Origin of the sequence: Bradyrhizobium sp. UFLA01-814, assembly GCF_046718885.1 — a bacterium.
In the GTDB taxonomy this organism is placed as follows: domain Bacteria; phylum Pseudomonadota; class Alphaproteobacteria; order Rhizobiales; family Xanthobacteraceae; genus Bradyrhizobium; species Bradyrhizobium elkanii.
Genome location: NZ_JAQOSR010000022.1, coordinates 39,554 through 64,896, shown reverse-complemented (window position 1 = coordinate 64,896; position 25,343 = coordinate 39,554). Strand labels below are relative to the sequence as shown.

At 61.9% G+C, this 25,343-nt stretch carries 24 protein-coding genes, 2 tRNA genes and 1 pseudogene; 17 read left to right on the top strand and 10 right to left on the bottom strand.

The genetic code is table 11. From position 1 onward, the window contains the following. The 4 genes and pseudogenes from PMN64_RS09720 to PMN64_RS09705 form a co-directional block, all read left to right on the top strand. Positions 1–252, top strand: a pseudogene (locus PMN64_RS09720) (hypothetical protein); the annotation flags it as partial. 108 nt (positions 253–360) lie between these two features. Beyond that, a tRNA-Thr gene (locus PMN64_RS09715) sits at positions 361–436 on the top strand. 84 nt (positions 437–520) lie between these two features. After that, positions 521–646 carry a hypothetical protein gene (locus PMN64_RS09710; protein WP_411780529.1) on the top strand — a complete coding sequence of 42 codons (126 nt, stop codon included), beginning with the start codon at positions 521–523 and terminating at the stop codon, positions 644–646. A gap of 360 nt (positions 647–1,006) precedes the next feature. Next, positions 1,007–1,240 carry a hypothetical protein gene (locus tag PMN64_RS09705; protein WP_411780528.1) on the top strand — a complete coding sequence of 78 codons (234 nt, stop codon included), beginning with the start codon at positions 1,007–1,009 and terminating at the stop codon, positions 1,238–1,240. Positions 1,241–1,357: 117 nt separating this feature from the next. Here PMN64_RS09705 and PMN64_RS09700 read toward each other — a convergent pair whose 3' ends face one another. From PMN64_RS09700 to PMN64_RS09680, 5 genes are all read right to left on the bottom strand, one after another. Beyond that, entirely contained in the window at positions 1,358–1,900 is a 543-nt protein-coding gene (locus tag PMN64_RS09700; protein WP_411780527.1) for a hypothetical protein, read from the bottom strand. Positions 1,901–1,960: 60 nt separating this feature from the next. Then, positions 1,961–2,959 (bottom strand): serine/threonine-protein kinase, encoded by a 999-nt coding sequence (locus PMN64_RS09695; protein ID WP_411780526.1) that lies wholly within the window; start codon positions 2,957–2,959, stop codon positions 1,961–1,963. Continuing rightward, positions 2,956–3,426: a hypothetical protein gene (locus tag PMN64_RS09690; RefSeq protein ID WP_411780525.1), complete on the bottom strand. Its 471-nt coding sequence runs from the start codon at positions 3,424–3,426 to the stop codon at positions 2,956–2,958. Before PMN64_RS09690 ends, PMN64_RS09695 begins: the two co-directional genes overlap by 4 nt. A 733-nt stretch (positions 3,427–4,159) precedes the next feature. Further along, positions 4,160–5,227, bottom strand: a complete 1,068-nt coding sequence (locus PMN64_RS09685) for a hypothetical protein (RefSeq protein WP_411780524.1) — start codon at positions 5,225–5,227, stop codon at positions 4,160–4,162. 449 nt (positions 5,228–5,676) lie between these two features. Then, positions 5,677–6,402, bottom strand: coding sequence for a carbonic anhydrase (locus tag PMN64_RS09680; RefSeq protein ID WP_411780523.1), 726 nt, complete (start codon positions 6,400–6,402; stop codon positions 5,677–5,679). A gap of 285 nt (positions 6,403–6,687) precedes the next feature. Between PMN64_RS09680 and PMN64_RS09675 the strand changes: the two genes are divergently transcribed. Further along, positions 6,688–9,012, top strand: a complete 2,325-nt coding sequence (locus PMN64_RS09675; RefSeq protein WP_411780522.1) for a hypothetical protein — start codon at positions 6,688–6,690, stop codon at positions 9,010–9,012. A 564-nt stretch (positions 9,013–9,576) separates the two neighbouring features. Here the strand turns inward: PMN64_RS09675 and PMN64_RS09670 are convergent. Continuing rightward, the gene (locus PMN64_RS09670; RefSeq protein ID WP_411780521.1) at positions 9,577–10,629 is read right to left on the bottom strand and encodes a polysaccharide deacetylase family protein; all 1,053 of its coding nucleotides are present in this window, start codon (positions 10,627–10,629) and stop codon (positions 9,577–9,579) included. A 312-nt stretch (positions 10,630–10,941) separates the two neighbouring features. On the opposite strand from PMN64_RS09670, the gene PMN64_RS09665 reads away from it, so the two are divergent. Then, positions 10,942–11,157 carry a cysteine rich repeat-containing protein gene (locus tag PMN64_RS09665; RefSeq protein ID WP_411780520.1) on the top strand — a complete coding sequence of 72 codons (216 nt, stop codon included), beginning with the start codon at positions 10,942–10,944 and terminating at the stop codon, positions 11,155–11,157. 115 nt (positions 11,158–11,272) lie between these two features. Here the strand turns inward: PMN64_RS09665 and PMN64_RS09660 are convergent, their stop codons facing one another. Continuing rightward, a complete protein-coding gene (locus PMN64_RS09660; RefSeq protein WP_411780519.1) occupies positions 11,273–12,952 on the bottom strand; it encodes an MFS transporter in 1,680 nt (559 codons plus the stop codon). Positions 12,953–13,133: 181 nt separating this feature from the next. Here PMN64_RS09660 and PMN64_RS09655 point away from each other — a divergent pair, with 181 nt between their 5' ends. From PMN64_RS09655 to PMN64_RS09625, 7 genes are all read left to right on the top strand, one after another. Next, complete coding sequence (locus PMN64_RS09655) at positions 13,134–14,510, top strand: hydrolase (RefSeq protein ID WP_411780518.1); 1,377 nt, start codon at positions 13,134–13,136, stop codon at positions 14,508–14,510. Between the two features lie 83 nt (positions 14,511–14,593). Continuing rightward, a complete protein-coding gene (locus tag PMN64_RS09650) occupies positions 14,594–15,979 on the top strand; it encodes a cytochrome P450 (protein WP_411780517.1) in 1,386 nt (461 codons plus the stop codon). A gap of 41 nt (positions 15,980–16,020) precedes the next feature. Continuing rightward, positions 16,021–17,430, top strand: a complete 1,410-nt coding sequence (locus tag PMN64_RS09645) for an adenylate/guanylate cyclase domain-containing protein (RefSeq protein WP_016847257.1) — start codon at positions 16,021–16,023, stop codon at positions 17,428–17,430. Between the two features lie 174 nt (positions 17,431–17,604). Next, positions 17,605–18,108 carry a TerB family tellurite resistance protein gene (locus tag PMN64_RS09640; protein WP_016847256.1) on the top strand — a complete coding sequence of 168 codons (504 nt, stop codon included), beginning with the start codon at positions 17,605–17,607 and terminating at the stop codon, positions 18,106–18,108. 226 nt (positions 18,109–18,334) lie between these two features. Next, a complete protein-coding gene (locus PMN64_RS09635; protein WP_411780516.1) occupies positions 18,335–19,114 on the top strand; it encodes an SDR family NAD(P)-dependent oxidoreductase in 780 nt (259 codons plus the stop codon). A gap of 147 nt (positions 19,115–19,261) precedes the next feature. After that, the gene (locus tag PMN64_RS09630; protein ID WP_411780515.1) at positions 19,262–20,071 is read left to right on the top strand and encodes a glutamine amidotransferase; all 810 of its coding nucleotides are present in this window, start codon (positions 19,262–19,264) and stop codon (positions 20,069–20,071) included. Positions 20,072–20,187: 116 nt separating this feature from the next. Further along, the gene (locus PMN64_RS09625) at positions 20,188–20,997 is read left to right on the top strand and encodes an enoyl-CoA hydratase (RefSeq protein WP_028337384.1); all 810 of its coding nucleotides are present in this window, start codon (positions 20,188–20,190) and stop codon (positions 20,995–20,997) included. A 114-nt stretch (positions 20,998–21,111) separates the two neighbouring features. Here the strand turns inward: PMN64_RS09625 and PMN64_RS09620 are convergent. Beyond that, a tRNA-Ala gene (locus PMN64_RS09620) sits at positions 21,112–21,187 on the bottom strand. Positions 21,188–21,484: 297 nt separating this feature from the next. Between PMN64_RS09620 and PMN64_RS09615 the strand changes: the two genes are divergently transcribed. The 3 genes from PMN64_RS09615 to folD are packed head-to-tail and all read left to right on the top strand — an operon-like array spanning position 21,485 to position 23,029. Further along, the gene (locus tag PMN64_RS09615) at positions 21,485–21,775 is read left to right on the top strand and encodes a YggT family protein (protein WP_016847252.1); all 291 of its coding nucleotides are present in this window, start codon (positions 21,485–21,487) and stop codon (positions 21,773–21,775) included. 32 nt (positions 21,776–21,807) lie between these two features. After that, positions 21,808–22,143 (top strand): DUF167 domain-containing protein, encoded by a 336-nt coding sequence (locus PMN64_RS09610; RefSeq protein ID WP_080583546.1) that lies wholly within the window; start codon positions 21,808–21,810, stop codon positions 22,141–22,143. Between the two features lies 1 nt (position 22,144). Continuing rightward, the gene (gene folD / locus PMN64_RS09605; RefSeq protein ID WP_411780514.1) at positions 22,145–23,029 is read left to right on the top strand and encodes a bifunctional methylenetetrahydrofolate dehydrogenase/methenyltetrahydrofolate cyclohydrolase FolD; all 885 of its coding nucleotides are present in this window, start codon (positions 22,145–22,147) and stop codon (positions 23,027–23,029) included. Positions 23,030–23,183: 154 nt separating this feature from the next. On the opposite strand, the gene ppa is transcribed toward folD, so the two are convergent. Both ppa and PMN64_RS09595 read right to left on the bottom strand, forming a co-directional pair. Then, positions 23,184–23,714, bottom strand: a complete 531-nt coding sequence (gene ppa, locus PMN64_RS09600; RefSeq protein WP_050383570.1) for an inorganic diphosphatase — start codon at positions 23,712–23,714, stop codon at positions 23,184–23,186. 165 nt (positions 23,715–23,879) lie between these two features. After that, a complete protein-coding gene (locus PMN64_RS09595; RefSeq protein WP_028343770.1) occupies positions 23,880–24,389 on the bottom strand; it encodes a GNAT family N-acetyltransferase in 510 nt (169 codons plus the stop codon). Between the two features lie 374 nt (positions 24,390–24,763). Between PMN64_RS09595 and PMN64_RS09590 the strand changes: the two genes are divergently transcribed. Then, on the top strand, positions 24,764–25,231 hold the full coding sequence (locus PMN64_RS09590) for a DUF2269 family protein (protein WP_411780513.1): 468 nt from the start codon (positions 24,764–24,766) through the stop codon (positions 25,229–25,231). Positions 25,232–25,343 lie beyond the last annotated feature (112 nt).

Below are 25,343 nucleotides of genomic sequence, written 5' to 3'. Positions count from 1 at the left end.
ACCGAGATCTACACTATACCATGGTCGTCGGCAGCGTCAGATGTGTATAAGAGACAGCCCCTGTTCCGTTCCCGGACCGACCTGCCCAAGGCGGCGCCTGCGCCCATTCCGGCCGTAATCCCGATCGTCCGGGCTCCCGACGACCCCGGGGTCGACGAGGACGGCCCGGTGGACGAATTTGCGGAACAAATCGGCCCGCCCAAGGCCCAGGTGGGCGGCTGGCGCGGATTTCTGTCACGTTTGGGAAGCTAATTCGCGGTTAGATAACCGCCGTGTGGTTCGATAACCGCGTTGTCCTTGCCAATCGGGGTCATGCCCGATATCAGGTGGCCGCGTGATCCGGCCGTTGCCGAACGGTTCGCCGCAATAGCTCAGTTGGTAGAGCACGTCATTCGTAATGACGGGGTCGGGGGTTCGAGTCCCTCTTGCGGCACCAGCTTTTTCACACTTAGCCCTAAGCGCCCGAATCAGAAGCACTCTTGGATACGCGATAGGTACGAATCCAAGGGGGTTGCCAACGATGACCGAGGCCGCGGAGCAATTCGGGACTACGCTGCTGAAATCCGACAACCCGGGCGTAACGATTGATGCGAAGTTCATATCGGCCGTGACTAAGAATGACGCCAAGGCCAAGGCGCGACGCTGAACGATAGCAGAGTACGCAAGTCGAGATGTGCAGAAGGCCCCTTTTGTCCTTCACGCAAGACAATCCAAACAAGCCAGTCCTCACAGAGACAATCGAGCTACCCCGCCTCGGCCAGAGCGCTTCGCGGCAGAGCCGGAATTTCCCGCGCATATTTTCTGGCGATCGCAGTTTCTCGCCTCGCCCTGTGAATAAGTGGGATAGTGGTGGAATGACTCGCGGATCAGTTGCGGCTCCGGGTAAATTGCACTCGGGACGCGGCGATTCGGGTCCTAATGAAAAAACCGGGCTCACCCTCCCCAGAGCTGACCCGGCTTTCATGTCCTTCAACCCATGCGGGCTCAGGCACCTTGAGGTCACCACGTGGTGATTCGCAAGTCAAGCCTAGGCTCCGAAATCGGAGTAACTACCATTACGCACAAAACTAATCTGGAGTCGGCAGAAGCCGTCATTTGCTGGCATCTGAGCGCTCTCGGCTATCATCAGCATGAGATCGCTGCGGTGTTCAAAGTGAACCAGCGGTGCGTGCATGAAGTGCTGCGTGAGAAGAAGCATCTTGGTAGCAGACAACTCGCGCAACTTTCCATGGCGAGTTAAACGACAACGGGGCGGTCTTCGGGCCGCCCTTATTCCCCCTCAAGGAATCGGATTTTCTTGGTAGGCAACCATCAGCGATTTTCTAGTGAAAGACTAGTGTGGAAGCGCCTTCAATCACTAGCGCCCATAATTCACTTCTTCGAAGTTCGCGAGTGTTGCCCAAAATTCCTCTAGCGCGGCAAGAGCCAGCGTGTAGTCGCCCTCGTCTATAAAATGGTCAATAGTGAGTCCCGCTTCGTGCTTCATTATATTCACGCGATCTCGCATTCGCTCAATCTCTTTAAGAAGCTTATCGGGTATTATCGCAGCGAAGGCTGCGAGGACGTCCCGAACCAGTTCGGGGAAGGACTGCCCTCGCTTAGGCTTCATAGAGAGGAACTCGTTGTTCCGCTTGGCCATGTTCGTAAAGTAGGATTTGCAGTCTTTCTCCCATAAGTGATATTCGCGCAGATACGCTCCTTGGAGGAGCGTTTCAGTCACCCAAGATTGCATCGTGGCTTCCATCTCTCTTGAGAGGTTGTCGCCACCAAGAAGTTCGACGTTTACATCCCTAAGCCGCTGAATGCCTGCTAGAGCATATTCAATAGCTGTACGACGATGACTGACTTGAATGTAGTTGACCGCAGCACCGGGCTCCAGGTGTCGTCTTGTCAGCTTCATTCTTGAACCACCGATTGGCTTTGTAGCCATAGCGTGACGGAAGTGGCCTTCGGCCTGACGTCAGTTGAAAGTGTTGTCTGCTACCCACCGATGTTGCAGGAGCCGCGCCTGCTCAAGATCCGCGACGGTTCGACAATTCGCAACTTTTCTTCGCCCATTTATGAAGTAGGTAGTCTTAATTGGTCCCGCACCATCAGCGATCATTTCGTGCGTTTGCGTGCCCACCCTGGCGGTCCAATGTAAATCGGCCTGTCGTTCCCAATTCTGAGCAATGCGCAGCCTCTCCATCGCTTGGCGCATCTCTTCGATGTTCTTGTACCGACGATTTGGATCGGTAGCGCACGCCTTGTTGCAGATTGTCTTGATCCGCTTGGAAACATAGTCTCTATATCCGACCTTCTCGATCACTTTGCCTGACTTAATGATGTCAGTCGAAGCTATCCTATCGTGCAAGTCGTCATAGTTGTTGCAGAGCTGGAACAAACTCATTCCGGCAGAATAGACTTCTGTGGCAATGTTCGTCGTGTCGTCAAAGCACTCTGGCGCGGCGTAGGCCGGCGTTCCGACCCCGCTTCCAACAAGGTTGGTTTTCGCGAGCCCAAAATCACTAAGCTTGTATCGATGCCAAGCGATCATAATGTTCGCTGGCTTGATGTCGCGATGAAGAATCCCTTGGCGGTGAGCGTGCTCCAGACCGAAACACACGTCGATCATTATCTTTAGCGCTCGACGAATTGATATGAATTCCTTTTCAATCAGGTCTTGTACCGAACCCTCCGGGCAATACTCCATATCGATGACCGCATAGACTTCCCCGGAGGGCGCTTGCACAACATCAACGGAATTGACCCCTACAATGTACTCGTGTTTGCACTTGTGAAGCACTTGCCCCTCATAGTGCGCCTTGAACTCCGCGGGGTTAGTATTCTCTACGAACTTCAGCGCGCAGTCGCGTCCGATGAGATCGTCCCGCATCTCGTAAACGGTACCAAAACCGCCCTGACCGAGGTGTCTCTTTGTTGTATATTTGGTGACTCGCTCTCCAGCAGCTAATTTCATTTGTGGCTGTCCAGCAGGGCGCGCCAAGCGACAAGAAGGGCCACCCGCTGTAAATTGTCCCAATAAGGCGGATGATCGCCGAACAAAGTGTCGACTTCCTCAATTGGCTTTTTTGATTTGTCTAAGCCAAACGGCTTACCGGAGCGCAAGGCTTGCATGGTGTAGTGATGAAGAGGGAGGCTCTTCTCGTGACAAACGAGAGCAAGAAGGCCGGCCGGCATGATTTGGCTCTTTGCTTCATCCAAGCTGCCCGATTCCCAGACAAGTCGCACCGCAACCGCATCTGCCGAAATCTCATCGAGCAACCCACGAAGGTGAGAAATGTACCTGTCGGTGAGTTCAGGAAGAGGAAGCTCTGAGTCTATATCAACGACTTTCCTGCCGACGTAGGAGGGCTTGTCAATCGCCCATTCCAACACAACGAGTCGTATCCGACCCTTGTGAAAATTGAAGCCAACAATTTTCATAACCACTCGTTAAGGCTCGATCAGCCGATCAATTCGCTCAAAGATTGAGACTTGTCGCCAAAATCGCTCTAGCGACATTCCGCGCGTCTAGACTTTTGGGACTGTCTCCCGCCTAGGTAGTAGGAAAGCTAATACAGTTCCGTCCGATTCCGCAAGTCGGAAGCCGCTTCGTTGAGGCGTCGCGCGCCGGCCGGAGCTAGTCGAGAGTGTCCGCGCGAATGTCGTTAAGGATCGCGAGCGTCACATCATTCACGCCACCCGTTCGGCTTTTCACCATTTCCATGTAGACCCCAAGCGCATCGGGAAACTGTCGCGGCAGTAGACCGAAGGAAGGCGCTTGAAGATCGTCGCTCTAACCTAGGCTAAAATCTGCGGCCGTAACCGTGGCTGCACTTGCGCCAATGCAGCCAGACCGCCGTGTCGTCATCGACCTTAATCACAAGATACGCGCCGCTTTGATATGAGTGCTACAGGACGTCGGTGAATGACGTGAAGCCGGCGCCGCTGAGTTTGAACGACGTCTAAGCTTGGCGTCCAGTTCTGCACAACCTGTACGCCGCACACGTTGTTGACATCGAAAGTGTCATTGTCCACTTCCGGGCCCGGACCGCCGCCGTTGCCGCCGTAACACAAAGGCAGCAAGTTCAGCTGTCTGACACTGTCTTACAATGACGCGTTATAGAAATCTGGTGCTGTTCATTTCCCTCTTGCGGCAGCAGTTTTCAGAACATCCCTAGATCCGCGCCCCACACAGTCCGCTCATGATTGCAATCGCGACCAGGCCGCCGGCGGCGAGGCCGGTTACCCAGATCCGGTTGGCGACCGTCGTGGCCACGCCGTGCGCGATCAGGACGCCGCGCAATCCCGATGCGAGATGGGCGAGCACGAAGAACACGCCGAGTGCGTATTGCGGCACTAGGCGAATGCTCCAGGCGTCGTGGATCAGGCCGGTCGGTGCGCCCGACGCCCAGGCCCAATTGGTGTCGATGTGGTGCACGGCCCGCGCCGAGACCAATGCGGAGTTCAGATGGGTGAGGATGAACGCCGCGAGATAAATGCCGGAGCCGATCTGAAACACGCGGTAGGCATCCGCCGGCAGCGCGCTCCAGCGCCAGGCGAGCCGCATCCCGACGGCGACCTGGAACAGCATCAGGCCGACGAGGATGGGTTCGACGAGGGATGATCGATAGACTGTGCGCCCCGTCTTCATCACGGCGGCATGAACCTCGGGTCCGAGCCAACCCAGCAGATGATTGGTGAGGTGAAACGCGACGTAGAGCAGGATGATCGCTGCGGCGACGCCGTGCGTCACGCGCCATTTGGCGATGGATGGCGCAATCGCGGCTGATCCTGCCGGGCGCTCTTGCTCGCTGCCGAGCAGCACATACAGGCACGCGGCCGCCCAGCCTGCGACCCAGACAAGCTCGTCGCTGACGGGGATGTGCAGCAGGCCGAGACCGACGCCGGTCAGCACGAACAAGGGCGGCGCAGCGATGCTGACATAGGCGAGCCGCCGGGCGCGCAGCTCGAACGACGAGGGCTCGGCCATGGTCATCCGGTACGCGCAGGCAAGACCCGGCAACGGCGCGGCGGTCGCGGCCAACAGGCAAAGCGCTGCCAGGACCAGTCGCCCAAACGACATCGGACCAGCAGCGGGAGAGACCGCGAGATGAAATGCATCAAGCAGGAACGGATAGGCCATCGCTCCAGCCGCCGGGATCATCCAACGCAGCTTTTCGGCGACCGTATTCGCCAAGCCATCGTCGCCCGACTGTACGCGGCCTTGTTCGAATGCACTCACGGAGCTCTCCAGGGTTCGGGCATCGTGCAAGAGAGGGCCAGACCGAGGAATCTATTCCCGGATCATCGTCGAAGGCGCGGCACACAGGCTGGTGCTGTGGATGCTGGCGTGTACGAGCGCGGCGTTGCGCCGAGACCCTGTCACAAGGCGCAAAAACTACAGCGATACGGGCCCACCGATAGGACCAGGTTCCAACAATCCGACTGGACCACGCCAACCCGTCGGCAGTTGCTGTCCTGACGGCGTGATGCATCTCACAAGGTCGTAAGCCGGACGTGGCTCGTCTCCCGGCAAGGGCTTGATCCAGTTCGGACCGGGGGGAAGACGCCGCCGCTCATTCCTTCGCGTTGACAAGCGATTCAATGCGCTGCGACTGCACAATGGCGTCGCCGAGATCGACGAACGCTGCAAGATCTCGAGGTGCCGCCGCCAGCCCGCTCCCGTCGACATCACCGGATCGGGGAGCCCATATCGCGCGGCTCTCCAGAAGATAGACGCCGTAAACCGCTTCGATCCCGGTGTAGGCGTTGGTCCTCAGTTCTTCCTGGATCGAGTAAGCCGCCAGCGCGGCGTTGGTGACAACGATATCCAGGGCGGTGCACGACAGTTGGCCCGAACGCGGCGACCAGCTTTCTCTCGGAAGTCTGCACCACGACCAGCGCGCCGTCGAGAATGCTGCGGAGCGAACGCTTGGTCGCGAGCGGCAGGTATTCGCGCGGATTCAGGAATACGTCGACGGCTGTCGTGAGCGCGCCGCATCCGCTGTGGCCGAGCACGACGATGAGCTTGAGGCTGCCGCCGAGGTTCTCGACTGCGTATTTGAGGCTTCCAAGCACCTCTATTCCGAGGCCGTTGCCCGCGACGCGGACCACGAACAGATCATTGGGCCCTTCATTGAAAATCAGTTCAACGGGTACACGGGCGTCGGAGCAGCCGAGCACGGCTGCAAATGGTCTTTGTTTCGGTACGGCGCTGTCAGCCAGGAGGCCCAGGTCACGCAGATCGACCGGGATGATCTGCTGTACCGCGCTCGTCTCCTCATCGTGGTCAAGGAGCGTGGCGAAGCTTTTGTTACCCTGCTCCAGACGCAGCAAGGCCGCATGACTGTCCGGCGGGGTGGGCCTGATCGCGACATCGTCGCTGCTATAGCGATACGTGATATCGAAGGTCTTCATGATGGCCGCGCTGTGCTGGGAATATTCTGGCACGCAATGCGACTCAGACAAAAAACAGAAACCTGCAATCCTACCGTACGACACATTGGAAAGCCGCCGTTGATTCAAATCAAGATTGCTGCAAGGCGAAGATGACGCAGATTGCCCTGTCCATGATACCGCCGAGGTGGTGACGTTGTTGCAGCGGGCGATCACCGGGCATTCGAGATTGAAAAATCAACGGTTAGTTGTAGTTGGCCATTCTCCGTCTATATTGGTGCGTTGCCTCCGGTCTAGAAAATCGCAATGCACAAGATATTTCCACATCTCGATCACGGAAAACCATTGCGGCCAAAACCAGAGCCGCAAGCCTCATCAGTTCCAAAAGGGACCGTTGCGACACCGCCTCCACTGCCCTTTAGCGCAGTTGCCTACGGTCGTTGGCAGCGTTGGATGAGACAGCAAAATTCCTTTCGAAGAAGGGTGCATGCGCAACTAATCAGTACTACATTAAAAGTAGAGCTTCTAACTAGGCATTCCAAAGAGAAGGCACTAGCGAGGATTACCGGAATCGCGGCGACGCTATTCTCTGCCGTCGTCGCAGTTGTGTTCATGGCGTTCGCCGATGGTGCTGACATTAAGGCTAGTGAGACGCACCTTGCCGCAGCTCAAATAATTGGCGCGGCGCTAGCCCTCGTTCTATCGCTTTCCATAATACCGGCGCAGCGGGCGGCTGAGCTTTTCTCAATAGTTGTTCTGAAGCTCCTCGCGAAAGATCGCGCACTCCTAAGCGTTTTTCTTATTCTCGTCGCCACGACGATTCTTTCTCTCTTGCTCGGCACACGTTGGTTAGCATCGCTCGATCCGAAGACTTCTCTGTGCATTCAATTTTTACTCATCGGACTGTCTTTTGATGCTTTGCGCCGGTTCTATGTATCAACTCTAGAGTTACTTGCACCTGAGTCTGCTATTCGTCGGATCGTCAAAGAGAGCCTAGCCTTAAGTCGCTCCATCGGCTTGTTGGCAGACAAAACAGTTGCGATTCAAGTTGCCGCGACGGGAGCAACGAGTCCTGCAGATCGAATAGTGTACGCCCGGTCAATCGTCAGCAGTCGATTGCCTGTGCATCTGCAGAATGCTTCCTCTCAACTGCAAGAGTTTGCACATCGCTTTATCGCCCGTCGCGACTCAAATGCGACCATTGAGACACTAAATGCGCTCGAAACATTAGCCACGGACTATGCTGAATTGCGCAGGAAGGGGCTTACTCTTCACATCGATCCCCAGTTTGTATTCGCTGGACCGCAAAGCGACATTTCGGACGTCCTTAGTCCTACCTGCGAAAGCATTCACCACATCATTGAAGACGCGATCTCGTCGAAGAATGAACGGATCGTGCGACATGCCGTCGGGGTGTTGGGTCGAATGACTTTGCACGCGATGGGCATGGTGACCGAACGCGAGCACGGTGACAAGTTTGCACCCCTCGCCTTCATTGCGGCTTTTTACTTTGATCGTTCCGTCAGAACGGTTTTAGCCGCGAACATGCCGGACGCCGTTCTTCATGCGATCACGGTGCTCGAAACGATATTGCGAAATCGGAGGCTTGATACGGACACCGGCGGACTATCTGAGAAAGTGAATGAGACGCTATTCGCTATTGCCGTGGATGGCTACGTCAAGTCTAACGGGTTGAATGTCTTTCGCTCAGTCGAGGCAATCCTTCGCTCTTTGGCGTTGGATATTGAATCGGAGAATCTCGATACGACTACGCTCGAATCGATTCTTCAACGCTTACTTCAGCTCGTTCCCGCAGAAATTGCGGCCGATGCCTCCGGCCAACGTTCTCTTCAGACATTTCCAGCTTACAACCTCGGCTTCGAAGCCAGCATTCCCATGCTGGTGCAAATGGTCGCTATGAAAGCCAAGCTTGATCCTGACCGCAAATGGGAAGACCCATTTTCAGAGCTGTCCGATGTCGCGGAAATCGTTCGTGATCATTATCGACATCTGTCAGGTTTGGATTTCAAGGGCGTCTTGCTCCGAAAGTGGGTTGTGGACTCGCTCGATGCAATTTTGCGAGTGCTATTTCACGAGGTCTCAAGCCCATCTGGTGCGGAGGCTTTCGTTGAGACAGTCGCCGACGATCTGAAGCCTCTCATCACGTGGGTGTCAGCATTCTTCAAATCGGAGAATGTGCACAAACAGCATCACTTGTCTGACGCTACGTCGCAGTTGGCTATACTGGGAATAAACGCTTTGGACGTAAGCAGGCCAGATATTGCTGAGACATGCGCGGATACGCTGAAGAGTATTGCGAACAATCTCGCGGGGCACATCAGTGCCTATGAGCTTGCTGACATTCACATGGACATAGAAGCAATAGCGCGTGCCGGTGATGCGATCGGCTCAACCGCATTCTCAGCGCGAGTGAGGGCCATGGTTATCTTACCGGTGCACTTTGACAAAGAACAGCACCAGCGTCACATTGAGGCGCGCCTTACAAGGTTAGGTCAACTTGACGACGCCTTGTCGCGAGCTGGTCGACGCTCCTCTGGCATTCGAAACAGCCCGGTTGAACGACTTTTCGCGTTCCAACGCAAGCGTCGGAAGGTCGCTCCACATGCATAAAATGAGCGTCTACCTCGGTGAGGTGACGAGCCTCACGTTCCTGTCGGCGATCTCGGCCTAATCTCCTGGCCACCAACGGGAGAACAACAATGCGCAAACTCATCCTGATCACGTCGATGGTTTGGTGTCCGCGTCCGCGCAGGCCTGCGAACGAAGCCTGTCGTTGGGCGGGGCAGGGTCCTTGCCGACGGCGGCGTCGAATTCGGTCAATGCTGCGGACAAGGCTGCTGCTGCGCCGGCAGCGCCCGACGCCAGGCGAGCAGTGGCCAACCGCGCATCGGTCATGATTTCGGAATACTGGAAATGTACCCTTGATTTGCCCGACGGGTCAAGTTGCCTTGTCGAGCGCCGGCATCCGCCGGCTCCTTTGCATGGGGTTGTTTTCGATATTTTGGTGGGAGCCGTAGCCACCGGGCGTGATGGCGCCTCTCTTGAAGGCGCACAGGCCTTTCCAGGCTGTCGCTCACATCGTATCGGACCGGGAGAAGGTGGCTGCGATCAGAAAACGAAAGCGCCCCTGGAGCCGATCCAGGGGCGCTTTGTGTTGAGAGTGCGTTCGCTGCGTTACTCGGCGACCGTCTGCACGACGTTGCCGATCGGCCGGCCCGTTGCGATCGGCTTCTCGGTCTTCGCCATCATCGCGTCGTATTCGGGCAGCGTCTCGAGCTGGGTCTTGGCCTTCATCCAGACCACCTTGTAGCCGCCGGCCTTGAGCTTGCGGAGCAGCGTCGGCAGCGCCTGCGCGGTGTGCTTCTGCAGGTCGTGCATCAGGATGATGCCCTTGTGCTCCTTGTCGAGCTTGGTCATCACGTTGTTGATCACCTCGTCCGCGCTCTTGGACTTGAAGTCGTTGGAGTCGACGTCGACCGAGAACATCGCGATGTTGCGGGTGCCGAGATAGGCGGTTGTCGCCGGGGTGTGCGCCAGCGCCGGGAAGCGGAAGAACGGGGCTGGGTTGGCACCCAGCGCCAGCTTTACCGCGCTGAAACCCTTCTCGATCTCGTCCTTGGCCTGCTGCTCAGTGATCTTCTTGCCCGCCAGATGCGCATGCGACCAGGTATGGGCGCCGATGGTGTGGCCGGCGGCGGCGACCTGGCGCAGGATGTCCGGGTGATAGGTGGTGTGCAGGCCGATCGGGAAGAACACCGCCTTGGTGCATTCATCGGCCAGCGCCTTGAGCACGGCCGGCGTGGTCGGCCACGGACCGTCGTCGAAGGTCAGCACGACCTCCTTGTCGGTCAGGAAGTCATACTGCTTGTACTGCAGGAAACCGAAGCCCGGGCCGCCATTGGTGTCGACCACCACGGTGCGGCTGATGCCGAGCGCATCGGGGTTGGCGCATTTGGGCGCGGCCGCGACGGGGGCCGGCACCGGCGCCGGAGCGGCGGTCGGTGCCGCGGCCTGGGTGGCATCGGCGCGCTTCGACAGCGCGGCGGTCGTCTCGACATCGTCCCTGGCGGCCTGTTTTGCCGCCGCAGGCAGCGGATCGGCCTTGGCCGCAGCCGTGGTTTGCGGAGGAGCCGCGTCGGCACGCGGCGAGGAGGTCCAGAACCACACGCCGGCGATCACGATCGCCGTTACAACACTGGCCAGCATCAGGCCCAACGCACTACGCATCGCTACACACTCTCTCGGAACTTAAGGATACGCCACAGCCGTAACGAGCGATTAATGCCAACAAGGTCTTAACGCGATCCCAACAAGGCGCCGGAAGGACAAGAAAAAGCGGGCGTTACCATGCGTGATGGCCATCACAGTCGGTTTCAAGCTTCTTCGCTGCAAGGAAACGCTATAGAATCGGCGTCGCATTCCCTGGAGCCGTTTCCGCTCCGATGAAATCGGAACGGGGCTCCGGATTCCTTATTTGACGCGTTTTCTTCACACGAACCGGCACCACTTCGCGCGAAAACGCTTGAGAGGCTTTGAGAGATGACCCGATTGCTGTTTGCCGTCGTTCCGCTGGTTCTGTTGACGTCGGCCGCCTCGGCGCAGCAGCAGGGGCGCGATGCCTGCTCACGCGATGCCTCGCGGTTCTGCCGCGCCCATCTCAGCGAGGGCGATCAGGTCGTGCTGGCGTGTTTGAAGGAGCATCGCAGCCGCCTCAGCAAGGCCTGCCAGCAGACGCTCGCCGATCACGGGCAGTAGACCCATCAGCTGTCATTCCGGGGCATCGCGGAGCGATGAACCCGGAATCTCGAGCTAATAATCTCCAGATTCCGGGTTCGCGCTATTCGCGCGCCCCGGAATGACAATAGAGAGACTAGGTGCTGCTCCCCGCTGCGGTCGCGACCACCGGGATCACCTCCTTGGCGGCGCGGTCGGGGGTCTCGTCCTTCCAGCGCACCGATCCGAACGGACGCTCCAGCATCCGGCGCACGCGAATCGGCTCGGCGCCGATGTGGAAGTCGGCCGCCTTCTGATGCAGTTCGCGCTCGATCTGCGTGGCGCGGTTGCGCTGGCGCAGGAAATCGAGCCAGGTCGGGCAATGATAGCGCTCGGTCCACAATTCGGGATCGGCGATGTCGCGTGCGATCGACCAGCCATAGGCGCCGTTGCGCTGGCGGCTGAGCTGCACGTCCTGCATCACATTGTGGAAGGCGCGGGCATTGTCCTGCGCCACCCGGTATTCGATCTCGACCACCAGCGGCCCGCTGCGCCCGCTCAGTTGCAGCCGCACCTCGGGATCGGCCAGCGCATCCGTCGCGTCCTCGTTGCGCGCGCCGATCGGCGGCATCCTGAGCCAGATGCCGAGCAGCGGCGACAGCAGCATCAGACCAGCGGAGATTAATAGCGCCATCTCGACGCCGCCCGCGTCCGTGATGCGGCCCCAGCACCAGCTGCCGATCGCGATGCCGCCGGCGATCGCGGCCTGGAAGGCCGCCAGCGAACGGCCCGCGACCCAGCGCGGCGCGGAGAGCTGCACGCCGATATTGAACAGCGCGATCGCCAGCATCCACACCGCTCCGGCAACCACCAGCGCGGCGGCGGTGATCACCGGCTGCTTGCTCACGGCAACCGCGGCGATCGCCGCGCCCATTGTCAACGCACAGACGCGTATCGCAGCTTCGCCGCTGAGCCGGCTGCGGATCTCGCTGATGTTGAGCGCGCCGATCACCGCGCCCATGCCGAAGGCGCCGAGCATGATGCCGTAGGTCTGCGCGCCGCCATGCAGGAGGTCGCGCGCCACCAGCGGCATCAGTGCCGAGACCGATCCGCCGATGATCCCGGTCACCATGGTGCGGGTCAGCACGATCTTGATCGACGGCGAATTGGTGATGTAGCGCACGCCGGAGACGATGGCGCGGTTCAGCCGCTCGCGCGGCAACCGCGACGGCTCGCTGACGCGATTCCACAGGAACAGCACGACGAGCAGCGGCAGATACAACACGGCATTGGCGGCGAAGGCGGCGACGGCGCCCGCGGACGCCACCACGATGCCGCCGATCGCCGGACCAAAGCTGCGCGCGATGTTGTAGCTGATGCCGTTCAGCGCGACCGCGGCGGGCAGCGTCTCCGGCGGCACCTGCTCGCTGACGGAGGATTGCCAGGCCGGGCCGAACAGCGCCATGCCGCTGCCGACGACGAAGCACAGCGCGAGCAGGATGTTCGGCGTTACCAGATTGAGCCAGGCCAGCACGGTCAGGGTGGTGGCGCCGGTCAGCGCAATCGCCAGCGACACCAGCGCGACGATGCGGCGGTCGTGCATGTCGGCGATGGCTCCGGCCGGCATCGAGATCAGCATCACCGGCAACATCAAGGCGGTCTGCACCAGCGCGACCTTGTCGGCCTCCGAGGTCATCTGCGTCATCGCCCAGGCGGCGCCGACGCCCTGGATCAGGATACCGAGATTGGAGAGCAGGCTCGCGAGCCAGATTCGCCTGAAGATTGAATGCCGCAACGGTGCAGTGATACTGTCGGAGCGATCACGCGGTTCGGTCATATCCAGTTCCGGTTGGCCTGCTATGGCTTGTTGGACGATTCCGGCTGCACCATCTGATGCCCGCGAAACGCGGGTCCTGTCCAGCGATTACGGCACCCTTGGCGGGGATAGGACACAGCTAAAGCACTGAAAGACCTGAGGAAGGCCAAGGGAAGGTCAAGGGAAGGTCGGGGGAGGGGCAATGGCGCTGTCGCGGCGGAGAATTTTGCAAGGGGCCGGCGCCCTGTCCCTGCTGGCCGGCCGCCTCGGCGCCGCGGCCTCGGCTCAGTCGGCCTCGGCGCAGCCGGTGCCCGCCGGTGATACCCCGCCGATCCTGTTCGTGCATGGCAATGGCGATCACGCCCCGCTCTGGATGACGACGTTCTGGCGGATGGAATCGAACGGCGTGCCGCGCGAACGCATGGCGGCGATCAATTTCACCGATCCGCTGGCGCGCAGTGACGACAAGATCGAGCAGGCCAGCCGCTCCTCGACCGAGGACCAGCGCCGCGAGCTCGCCGAGGCGATCAGGGAGCTGAAGCAGAAGACCGGCGCGCCGCGGGTCGCGCTGGTCGGCAGTTCGCGCGGCGGCAATGCGATCCGCAACACCATCAAGAATGGTGGCGGCGGCGACGTCAGCCACGCGGTGCTGTGCGGCACGCCCAATCACGGTGTGTATGCGTGGGACGACGGGCTCGGCAACGAGTTCAACGGTCGTGGTCCGTTCCTGCGCGGGCTGAACGATGGCGACAGCGAAGTCACTGTTGGCACCGCCTTCCTGACGCTGCGCAGCGACGGCCTCGACAAATATGCGCAAGCCGACGGCCGCTTCGCCGGCAAGCCGGGCACGCCGACCAACGTCACGACGGAAGGCCCGGCGCTGAAAGGCGCGACCAATCTGGTGCTCGGCGCGCTCGATCATCGCGAGACCGCCTTTCATCCGCGCGCCTTTCGCGAGATCTACAAATTCATCGCACGGCATGAGCCGTCGCGGATCGGGATCGTACCAGAAGCGGCGGTGAGGCTGAGCGGCCTCGTCACGGGTACGCCGGGCGGCGTGCCGACCAACCGGCCGGTGCCGGGCGCCACGGTCGACATCTATCACGTCGCGGCGGAGACCGGCGAGCGCATCGGCGGCCCGCTGCACAGCTCGCAGACCGGCGCCGACGGCCGCTGGGGTCCGGCGCAGGTCGACCCGTCGTGGCCGCTCGAATTCGTGCTGACGTCAGCTGGTACGGCGACGACGCACATCTATCGCTCACCGTTTCCGCGCTCGTCCGAGATCGTGCATCTGCGCGCGGCGCGGCCGCTGGGGCCGGCCGATGCCGGCGCAGGTGCGGTCGTGCTGATGTCGCGGCCGCGCGGCTATTTCGGCCTGCCGCGCGATATCGTGCTGTTCGACGGCAAGGAGCCGGCCGATGTAAAACCCGGCGTGCCGACGGATTCGGTGACGACGTTGCGGCTCGCCGCGGACGATGTCGGCCGTCCGGTCGCCGCGATCTTCAACGGGGAACGCATTATGATGCGGGCCTGGCCGGCGTCGGAGAATCGGATTGCGGTCGCCGAGCTGACTTATTAGGTCTGGTGGAGGGTCCGCGCGCCTTCTTGGCGCCGGGATCGCATGGCCGGATCGGCCGTCGCGTGAGGCAGGAAGCGAGGACCATGAGCATAGCCGAAGTCTACGATATCACGGTCACGCGGCGTCCCCTGGTCCCGCCGGCGCCGCCGCGCGCGCCGGACGACATGGGCGCGTTCGCGCGCATGCGGGTGATGCGCAACTCGCCGATCGAGACCTGGGGCCAGCGCGCCTATGAGGACGACATCGTCCAGGGCCGCTTTCTCAACCATTCGAGCTTCATCCTCAACACGCCCGATGCGATCCGCCATGTGCTGGTCGACAATTACGAGAACTACACCCGCACGCCGGCCGGCCTTCGCGTGCTGCGTCCGATGCTGGGCGAGGGGCTGTTGATCGCCGAAGGGCGTGCGTGGAAGCATCAGCGCCGCACGCTGGCGCCGGCGTTCACGCCGCGCGCGGTGACGACGCTGGTGCCTTACATGATTGCGGCGGTCGACGAGACCATCGCCAAGCTGAAGTCCGCGAGTGGCGGCCCGGTCGATCTGCGCGAGGCGATGCAGCGGATGACGCTGGAGATCGCCGGCCGCACCATGTTCTCGTTCGGCATGGATCGCCACGGCGCCGCGCTGCGCGACTTCGTGATGGAGTATGGCGACACGCTGGCGCGGCCGCATATGCTCGATCTGGTGCTGCCATTGAACTGGCCGACGCCGCAGGATTTCCGGCGCGCCCGCTTCCGCAAGCGCTGGACCGCGTTCGTCGGCATGCTGATGGCCGAGCGACGTGCGGCCGGAAAGGATGACAACGCGCCGGCCCGCGACCTGTTCGACCTGATGGGCGCCGCGCGCGATCCTGAAACCGGCGAGGCCTTCACCGATGCCCAACTCGGCGACCAGGTCGCCACCATGATCCTGGCCGGCCACGAGACGACTGCGACCGCGCTGTTCTGGGCGCTCTATCTGCTGGCACTCGATCCCTTGACGCAGGAACAGCTGGCGGCAGAAGTCAGGAGCGCGGCGACGTCTGGCGCGCTCGACATCGAGCGGCTGAAATTCACCCGCGCGGTGATCGACGAAACCATGCGGCTTTATCCGCCGGCGTTCCTGATCGCGCGTGCGGCAGGCGGTCCCGATACCATCGCGGGCCGTCCGGTCAGGAAGGGTGACGTAATCCTGATTGCGCCGTGGTTGTTGCACCGGCATGAGAAGCTGTGGCGCGATCCGAACGCGTTCGTGCCGGCGCGTTTCATGACGGGAACGCCGCCCGATCGGTTCGCCTACCTGCCGTTCGGAGTCGGCGCGCGGGTCTGCATCGGCGCGCATTTCGCGCTGGTCGAGGCGACGCTCGCGCTTGCGAAGATTGTCGGCGCATTCCGCGTCGCGCTGGCGGACAAGGATCCGGTGCTGCCGATCGGCGTGGTGACGACACAGCCGAACCGCTCGCCGGTGTTTACGATCAAGCCGCGCTGACCTTGCACGGCGGTGTCCCAATGCTCATCTAGGGGCCCACCATGAGCGATACGCAGGCCCATTTCGCAGTCCTCAGGCAGACGACCGATCCGGCCGTCGTCGATGCCATGCAGCAGCTGATCGCGGACGGTCATGACCGGGATCTCAATCGCATCAATCTGCTGGATTTCTCGAACCGGACCGGGCTCGACCAGGAGAAGGTGATCTCCGGCTTCCTGCATGCGTCGCGGCTCGGCCTGTTCGACATGAGCTGGAATGTGCTGTGCCCGGGCTGCGGCGGCGTGCTCGATGCGCATTCGACGCTGAAGTCGTTGCGCCACGACGACTACAATTGCGCGCTGTGCGCGGCCGGATACGAAGCGTCCGTCGACGATCTGGTCGAGGTCGCGTTCACTGTCAGCCCGCGCGTGCGCCGCATCGGCGCGCATGATCCGAATACGCTGCCGATCTGGGAATATGTCCGCCAGATGTTCTGGAGCTCGGGCATCGAGCTCAACGAAGACTCGCTGGAGCGCCTGCTCAAGGAGGTCACGCTGGAATCGCTGGAGTTGCCGGCCGGCGAGAAGGCGCTGCTATCGCTGCAATTGCCGAAGCAGTTCCTGATCGTGTTCGAGCCGGTGACGCACTCGGCGCATTTCTTCGACGTGCAGGGCGAACCGACCACCGAGCGCCAGCAGTTCTCGATCGTGTTCAACAAGCTGCAGGCGCCGACCGGCACCACGGTGCTGCGGCCGGGGCCGCTCCGGCTGTCGCTGGACAACCAGACCGACACCCGCGTGCTGCCCGCGGTGTGGGTCGCGGCCGATGCGCTGCATGAGCTGCTCGGCAAGCGCAAGCCGATCCTCACCGCGAAGCGGATGCTGTCGAACCAGACCTTCCGCGACGTGTTCAAGGCCGACAATCTCACCGTCGACCAGCGGCTGAAGATCACCGCGCTCACCTTCCTGTTCACCGATCTCAAAGGCTCGACCGCGCTCTATGAACGGGTCGGCGATCTCGCCGCATTCGATCTGGTGCGCGCGCATTTCCACGCGCTGCTCGAGATCATCGCTTCCGAGCACGGCGCCGTCGTGAAGACGATCGGCGATGCCGTGATGGCGACCTTCATCCGGCCAGAGCATGCATTGTCGGCGGGCCTGCGCATGCGGGCGGCGATGAAGCAGCTCAACACCGAGCGCGGCAAGGAAGATCTGATCGTCAAGATCGGCATCCATGAGGGGCCGTGCCTCGCGGTGACGCTGAACGAGCGGCAGGATTATTTTGGCCAGACCGTGAATATCGCAGCCAGGGTGCAGAGCCTGTCGACCTCACAGGAAATCCACTTGACCCAGCCGGTGATGGAATCGGCTGAAGTCGCGGGCATCCTCGATCGCGCCGCGATCAAGCCGATCCAGAAGGAAGCGGCACTGCGCGGCATTGCCGACAAGCTCGTGGTGTACGAGATACCGTAGTCATATTGCTGAAACGTAATGCTTGCCGAAACGTAATGTCGCAGCGGGAACCTACGCGGATTGCACCGGTTCTGTTTCCACGCCATATAGATTTCAACGGAGCATGGTCCGGAAAACTTGATGCCCGGATAGATCACGCTCAAATCAGGCAGGCTTCATTCCACAGAGAGAACGATGCTCGACGGACTTCGCCAATTCATTGCCGATATCGTTTCCCCCGATGCTCAGGCCGACCGCACCTTCGATGACGGCGACTATCGCCTGGCGGCGACGGCGCTGCTGGTGCATGTCGTCTCGCTGGACGGCGAGCCGACGCCTGCGGAGACGCGCAAGCTGCACGGCCTGATCGAGAGCCGTTTCCAGCTCGACCGCGGCGCGGCCGACAAGCTGATCGCCTCTGCCATGCGCGTCGAGGGCGAGGCCGTCGATCTCTATCACTTTACCAGTGTGATCATGCGCTCGGTGAACGAGGAGGGACGGCTGCGCATCGTCGAGATGATGTGGGAGCTGGTCTATGCCGACGGCCAGGTCAGCGAGTTCGAGGATAATGTGGTCTGGCGCGCCGCCGATCTGCTCGGCATTTCCTCGCGCGACCGCATCGATCTCAAGCATCGGGTCGCCGAGAAGCAGGCGGCACTGCCAAAGGGCCCCTGGGGCACGGCGGACGCCGCAATCTGACGCGATTGCCCGCGCCGGCGGACGCATCGTCACCGGCATCACGGATGACGAAATTTTAATGTCCGCCGCGATCGTGGGCGATCCGACTGAAAATCTGGCGTTTCATCACAAAACCAGTGCCTCGCCGCTGTCCATAAGCTTACACACGGCTTGCGTCCCACCGCATGCCTATGCTCTCGTCGCCTTGTTGGGGACCTCACTAGAATTTGCAGTAAGAGTTTGAAACGTGACCGAGCGTGTGACGCTGATAACCGGGGCATCGGCGGGCATAGGCACCGAACTGGCGCGCGTGTTTGCATCGAATGGTCACCGTGTGGCGCTGGTGGCGCGGCGCGCCGACCGCCTGAAGGCCCTTGCCGACGAGCTCGGGGCCAAGGGCGGCGCAACGCCGATTGTGATCCCCTGTGATCTCCAGCACACAGATGCGGGCGATCGGATCGCGCAGGCCCTGACCGATGCCGGGGTCGAGGTCGAATTTCTCGTCAATAATGCCGGCTTCGGCCTGTTCGGCCGCGCCATCGAGCGCGACCGTGCCGAGCAGCTCAACATCATCAATGTCAATATCCGCGCGCTGACCGATCTGACGCTGCGCTTTGCCGACCAGCTGATCCGCAACCGCGGCGGCATCCTCAATCTCGGCTCGATCGCCGGATTTCTGCCGGGCCCCGGCATGGCCGTGTACTACGCCAGCAAGGCCTATGTGCTGTCGTTTTCCGAGGCGTTGCGCTGTGAGCTGGCGCCGCAGGGTGTGCGTGTCACCGTGTGTTGCCCGGGCCCGGTACCGTCGGAGTTTCAGGATCGCGCCGGGTTTGCCCCCGGATTCGATTCCGCGATCCTCAACGTTACGCCGGAAGAGGTGGCCCGCCAGGCCTATCGCGGATTGATGGCCAACAAGCGCGCGGTGCTGCCCGGCGCCTTCATCAAGCTGGTGCCGTTCCTGCTCCGGCTGTTTCCGCGCTCCTTCATCCTGACGGCGGTCGGCGGATTTCAGCTCCGCAAGCGCTAGCTGCCCCTGAAAAACGTCCCACGCGTCGCCGTTAAGGCTGTTTTCTGGCCCGCGATTTGCTTCGTCAAGGTGTGCGCAAACTCACACGATGTTAACGACCACTTAGCTATGATCCCGCCTTACGTGCCGAAACTTTAAGCAGAGGCAATGTCGTTCCGGTCTGACCAGAGCCGTGTCGTGGTGCCCTTCGCCAGCCGAAGGCCGACCGCGGTCACGGCTGAGGTCTCGGACCAGACCCCGTTGCGGCCGGTGCTGGTCGTGCTGCATCAGGAGACATCGACTCCCGGCCGGATCGGCAATGCCCTGCGCGCGCTGGGCTACCGCCTCGACATCCGCCGCCCGCGCTTCGGCGACGCGCTGCCCGCAACGCTCGACGCGCATGCCGGCGCGGTGATCTTCGGCGGCCCGATGAGCGCCAACGACGGCGACGACTACGTGCGGCGCGAGATCGACTGGATCGCCGTTCCGCTGCGCGAGCAGCGCCCGTTCCTGGGCATCTGCCTCGGCGCGCAGATGCTGGCGCGGCAGCTCGGCGCCACGGTCGCGCCGCATCCGCAAGGCCGTGTCGAGGTCGGTTATTATCCGGTCAGGCCGACCGAGGCGGGCCGCACGCTCTGCCCGGACTGGCCGGCGCGGGTCTATCACTGGCACGGCGAGGGATTTCAACTGCCCGCCGGCGCCGACCTGCTCGCGGCGGGCGATGATTTCCCGGTGCAGGCGTTCCAGTTCGGCAACGCCTTCGGCTTGCAATTCCATCCCGACGTGACCTACGCGATGATGCATCGCTGGACCACACGCGGTTGCGCACGGATGGATTCGCCGGGCGCACAACCGGGCCATCTGCACTTCGCCGAGCGTGCCGTCCACGATGTCGCCGAACGCGCGTGGCTGAAGCATTTCATCGACGGCTGGATCGCGCGCGTGCCGCAACGGCAGCTGCTGCAGGCCGCGGAATAGCCGCCACGCGGAATTTCGCGCCGGCTTTTCATTCTCGTGAATGTGTTACTGTCGGCCGCCGGGCGCGGGCCGTATCGCCGCGCGTATCAATAACAACAAGGCACAGGGAGATCGCCGTGAGCTACGAGCACATCCTCTATGAGGTCAGCGACAGGATCGCGACCATCACGCTCAATCGCCCCGATCGCATGAATGCGTGGACCGCGATCATGGAGCGCGACGTGCGCCACGCGATGGAAGCGGCGGCCAACGACGACAACGTTCGCGTCATCGTGCTGACCGGCGCGGGCCGCGGCTTCTGCGCCGGTGCCGACATGGACGCGTTGAAAGGGATCGATCCCAACGAGGTCAGGCGCGGCGAGAACATCCCGTTCGACATGAACCGGCGCGCCGACTGGCAGACGCGTTACGCCTACTACCCCGCGATCAGGAAGCCCGTGATCGCGATGCTCAACGGCGCTACCGCCGGCATCGGCCTGGTCCACGCGCTCTATTGCGATTTGCGCTTCGCCGCCGACACCGCGGTGTTCACCACCGCCTTCGCACGGCGCGGCCTGATCGCCGAACACGGCATCAGCTGGATGCTGCCGCGTATCGTCGGCCACGCCAACGCGCTCGATCTGTTGATGTCGGCGCGGCGCGTGTCGGCCGAGGAGGCGCTGCGCATCGGCCTCGTCAACCGGCTCTCCTCGCCGGAGAAGCTGCGCGAGGAAACCTATGCCTACGCCCGCGACCTCGCCGATTTCGTCTCCCCGAGCGCGATCGCGGTGATCAAGCGCCAGGTCTACGACGTGCCGTTCCAGACGCTCGCCGAAGCCACCATCGATGCCAATCGCGAGATGCAGATCGCGCTGAAGGGCAATGATTTCAGGGAAGGCGTCGCGAGCTTTGTGGAGAAGCGGCCGCCGCGGTTTACGGGGACGTGAGGGGGGAGTGCCGGGTTAAAGGTCCGTCTTCGCCCTTTGGGCTTCGCCGGACACCACGCTTCGCCCTTCAGGCTCCTGCGCGGCTGCGCCACGCGTAGCCCGAAGGGCGAAGCGTGGTGGAGCCAGGCGGGATCGAACCGCCGACCTCGTCATTGCGAACGACGCGCTCTCCCAGCTGAGCTATGGCCCCATCGCGGCCGGGTGTTGCTGAGTATCCCGGCCGTCAGTCGGGCGCCATTTACAGTCCCGCCCAAGGTCAAGTCAAGAACGGTGAAAGCGCGGTTTTCGGCCCGTCCCGCCGGGAACTTCCCTTGTTTGCGGGGGGATGAACCGATATTTAGAGCGTGATCCCGACCCGGCGGACCGCGCCAGCCCCCAGTGCATAGCGGTTTTCCGAAACGATCCTGCTCAATCAAGAAGCGCGATGGCGGCTCAGTCCGGTCTCGTTGCGCTTCAATCGATTGTCTTACCCGCGAGCCCCCCTCATATGCGCGCTGTTCTCGACATCGTCATCATCATCCTCGACCTTTATGTCTGGCTGCTGATCGCCTCCGCCATCCTGTCCTGGCTGGTCGCCTTCAATGTGGTCAACACGCGCAACCAGTTCGTTTCCGCGGTGGCCGAGTTCCTCTACCGGATCACCGAGCCGGTGCTGCGGCCGATCCGCAACGTGATGCCGAATCTGGGCGGGCTCGATATCTCGCCGATCATCGTGATTTTGATCATCATGTTCATCCAGCGGGTGATCGCCTATTACATCTATCCCAACGTGATCTGATCCTTTCGACGGAGCCTTGGCGAGGAGCCTTGATGGATCCTTGGCGCTATTCCACCGAGGGCATCAGCATCGCGTTGCGCGTGACGCCGCGCGGCGGCCGCGACGACATCGACGGGATCGAAACGCTGGCCAACGGCCGTTCGGTGGTGAAGGTGCGGGTGCGCGCCATCGCCGAGGGCGGCGAGGCCAACCGTGCGGTGACTGAGCTGCTGGCCAAGGCGCTCGGCGTGCCGAAGGCCAGGGTGAGGCTGTTGTCCGGCGCTACCTCGCGGCTCAAGCAGGTCGCGGTGGACGGCGATCCGAAAGGGCTCGGCGATACATTGAGGAAGCTGACTGCGGCCAAGCCGAACCAGCAGACGAGGGACTGACATGACTGCCCGCATCATCGACGGAAAAGCCATCGCCGCCGAGCTTCGCGCCCGCGTCGCCGACGAGGTCGCCCGGGTCAAGCGCGACCATCAGCTCACGCCGGGGCTCGCCGTCGTGCTGGTCGGCCATGATCCCGCGAGCGAGGTCTATGTCCGCAGCAAGCACACCCAGACCCAGGCCGCCGGCATGGCCTCGTTCGAGCACAAGCTGCCGGAGGATGTGTCGCAGGCCGATCTCCTGGCGCTGATCGCGCGGCTCAACCGCGATCCCATGGTGCATGGCATCCTGGTGCAGCTGCCGCTGCCGAAATCGCTGCACACCGAGACCATCATCAACGCGATCGATCCGGCCAAGGACGTCGATGGCCTGCACCCCAGCAATGCCGGCCGGCTCGCCGGGGGCCTGGCCGCGCTGTCGCCCTGCACGCCGCTCGGCTGCATCATCCTGACCAAGAGCGTGCACGCCTCGCTCGAGGGCATGAACGCGATCGTGATCGGCCGCTCCAATCTGGTCGGCCGTCCGCTGGTGCAATTGCTGCTGAACGAGAACGCGACGGTGACGATCGCGCATTCGCGCTCGCGCGATCTGCCAAAGCTCTGCGCCCATGCCGATCTGGTCTATGCCGCGGTCGGCCGGCCCGAGATGGTGCGGGGCGACTGGCTGAAACCGGGTGCGACGGTGATCGATGTCGGCATCAACCGCATTCCGGTGCCCGGCGGCAAGCCGAAGCTGGTCGGCGATGTCGCGTTCCAGGAAGCGCTCAATGTCGCCGGCGCAATCACGCCGGTGCCCGGCGGCGTCGGGCAGATGACGGTGGCGTGCCTCCTGGTCAACACGCTGCGCGCCGCCTGCGCGATCCAGGGCTTGCCGGCTCCGGCGGTGTGAGTTGCTCCCTCGCCCCGCTCTTGCGGGGAGAGGGTTGGGGTGAGGGGCCCCTCTCCGAGGTGGGATTGTCGAGAGACCTATACCCCCTCACCCGGATCGCATTCCGCTCCGCTACATGCGATCCGACCTCTCCCCGCAAGCGGGGCGAGGTTAGTCACTTCTTCTTCGCGCGCTCGATGCCTTCGAGGATCAGCCTGCGGGCTTCGTCGGCGTCGCCCCAGCGCAGCACCTTCACCCACTTGCCCTTCTCGAGGTCCTTGTAGTGCTCGAAGAAGTGCTGGATCTGCTGCAGCGTGATGTCCGGCAGGTCGTTGTAGTTCTGCACCTTGTCGTAGCGCTGCGTCAGCTTCGATGACGGCACCGCGATGATCTTCTCGTCGCCGCCGGCCTCGTCCTCCATCAGGAGCACGCCGACCACGCGGACGCTCATCACCGCGCCCGGCACGATCGCACGGGTGTTGACGATCAGCACGTCGCAGGGATCGCCGTCGCCGGACAGCGTGTGCGGGATGAAGCCGTAATTGCCGGGATAGCGCATTGGCGTGTAGAGGAAGCGGTCCACCACGAGCGTGCCGGCCTCCTTGTCCATTTCGTACTTGATTGGCTCGCCGCCGACGGCAACCTCGATGATGACGTTGACGTCGTGGGGCGGATTTTTTCCGATCGATATGGCGTCGATACGCATGGATTGCTCCGCGTGGCCTCTGGAAGTTGAGAACGATGTGATTTTTTGGTTGGCGCCGCCGGGCCGCAAAAGGGCTCCAGGCCCGGCCTTGAGGCCGGGCTGGCCGACGCGCGCAGCGCTTGAGGCTGGTTTAGCCTTGCTGCAGCTGCGAGAGAAGCAGGATTTTCAGTTCGCCCAGGCGAAAGCGACCTTGTCGAGCGACTTGGGCCCGAACCGCTCCGAGGAGCGCGCCACCATCCGGCCGCCCAGCGCACGGTAGAACTCGGTCGCCGGCTCGTTGTCGGACAGCGCCCAGATCACCATGCTCTTGAGGCCGCTCTGCATCAGGTCGCGGCGGGCGGAGGCGAACAGGCGCCGGCCGAAGCCAAGCCCCTGGAATTCCGGCCGCAAATAGAGCTCGTAGATCTCGCCTTCGAAATGCAGGCTGCGGGCGCGATTGCGGCCGTAATTGGCGTAGCCTGCGACCCGGTCGCCGAACACCAGCACGCTGACGCGGCTGCCCTTGCGGATGGCGCTGTCCCACCACTGCGGGCCGCGGCGATTGATCAGCTTTTCGAGTTCGGCGCCGGGGATGATTCCCTGATACGCCGAGCGCCAGGCTTCGTCATGGGTAGACGCCACCGCCGCCGCGTCTGCAGCTTTGGCCGGCCGGACCTCGATTAGCGTTGTGCTCATGGGTGTAATCAAAGCAAGTCGGCGGGCCGCCTTCAAGGTCCATCGTTAATTATCGGTTAATCTGTGGATTTTCTGCATCAGTGTCGTGAGAACTTGTTCCGAAAGAGGACACTTGCCGGAGTTCAAGCGGCCAACCGCCGATCCGGAGCTGTGCAAAGCGTGTATCGCGAGCGCAGTATGACACTGCCATAGTTGGAAAAAGCTCATTCGGGGGCTGATTCGCGGCCAGGATTCTGCGAGCGAATCCAGACGCGATGTGGGTACTCCGACCGCGCCACGCCTGCGCTGCCGCAGTGGATTTTCGCGCCCGACCGGCCTATGGCAGCGGCGGTATTTGTGCGCGCCGAAGTTGGCCTGATTACGAGCGGACTGCGATGACGCTCTACTTCCTGATCAAATATCTGCACGTGCTCGGCGCCATCGTGATCCTGGGCACCGGGACCGGCATCGCCTTCTTCATGCTGGCGGCGCACCGCACGCAGGATGCGGCGTTCATCGCGCGCACGGCGGCGACCGTCGTGATCGCGGACATGATCTTCACGCTGACCGCCGTGTTGCTGCAGCCGGCGAGCGGTGGACTGCTGATGCTGCTGTCGGCAACGAGCATCGCCGAGCGCTGGCTCGTGGTTTCGCTTGCGCTCTACGCGCTCGCCGGCGTGTTCTGGGTTCCCGTGGTCTTCATGCAGATCGAGATGCGCAACCTCGCGCAGGCGGCCGTCGAAAAAGGTCTTCCGCTGCCGCCGCGTTATTTTGCGCTGTTTCGCCGCTGGTTCCTGTTCGGTATTCCCGGCTTCGGCTCCGTGATGATCATCCTCTGGCTGATGATCGCGAAACCATTTTAGCGCAGTGTCGTCATTCCGGGGCGATGCGAAGCAGCGAACCCCAGATGCGCAATTGCGCATCGGGGAATCTCGAGATTCCGGGTTCGCTTCGCGCCCCGGAATGACCACCAGA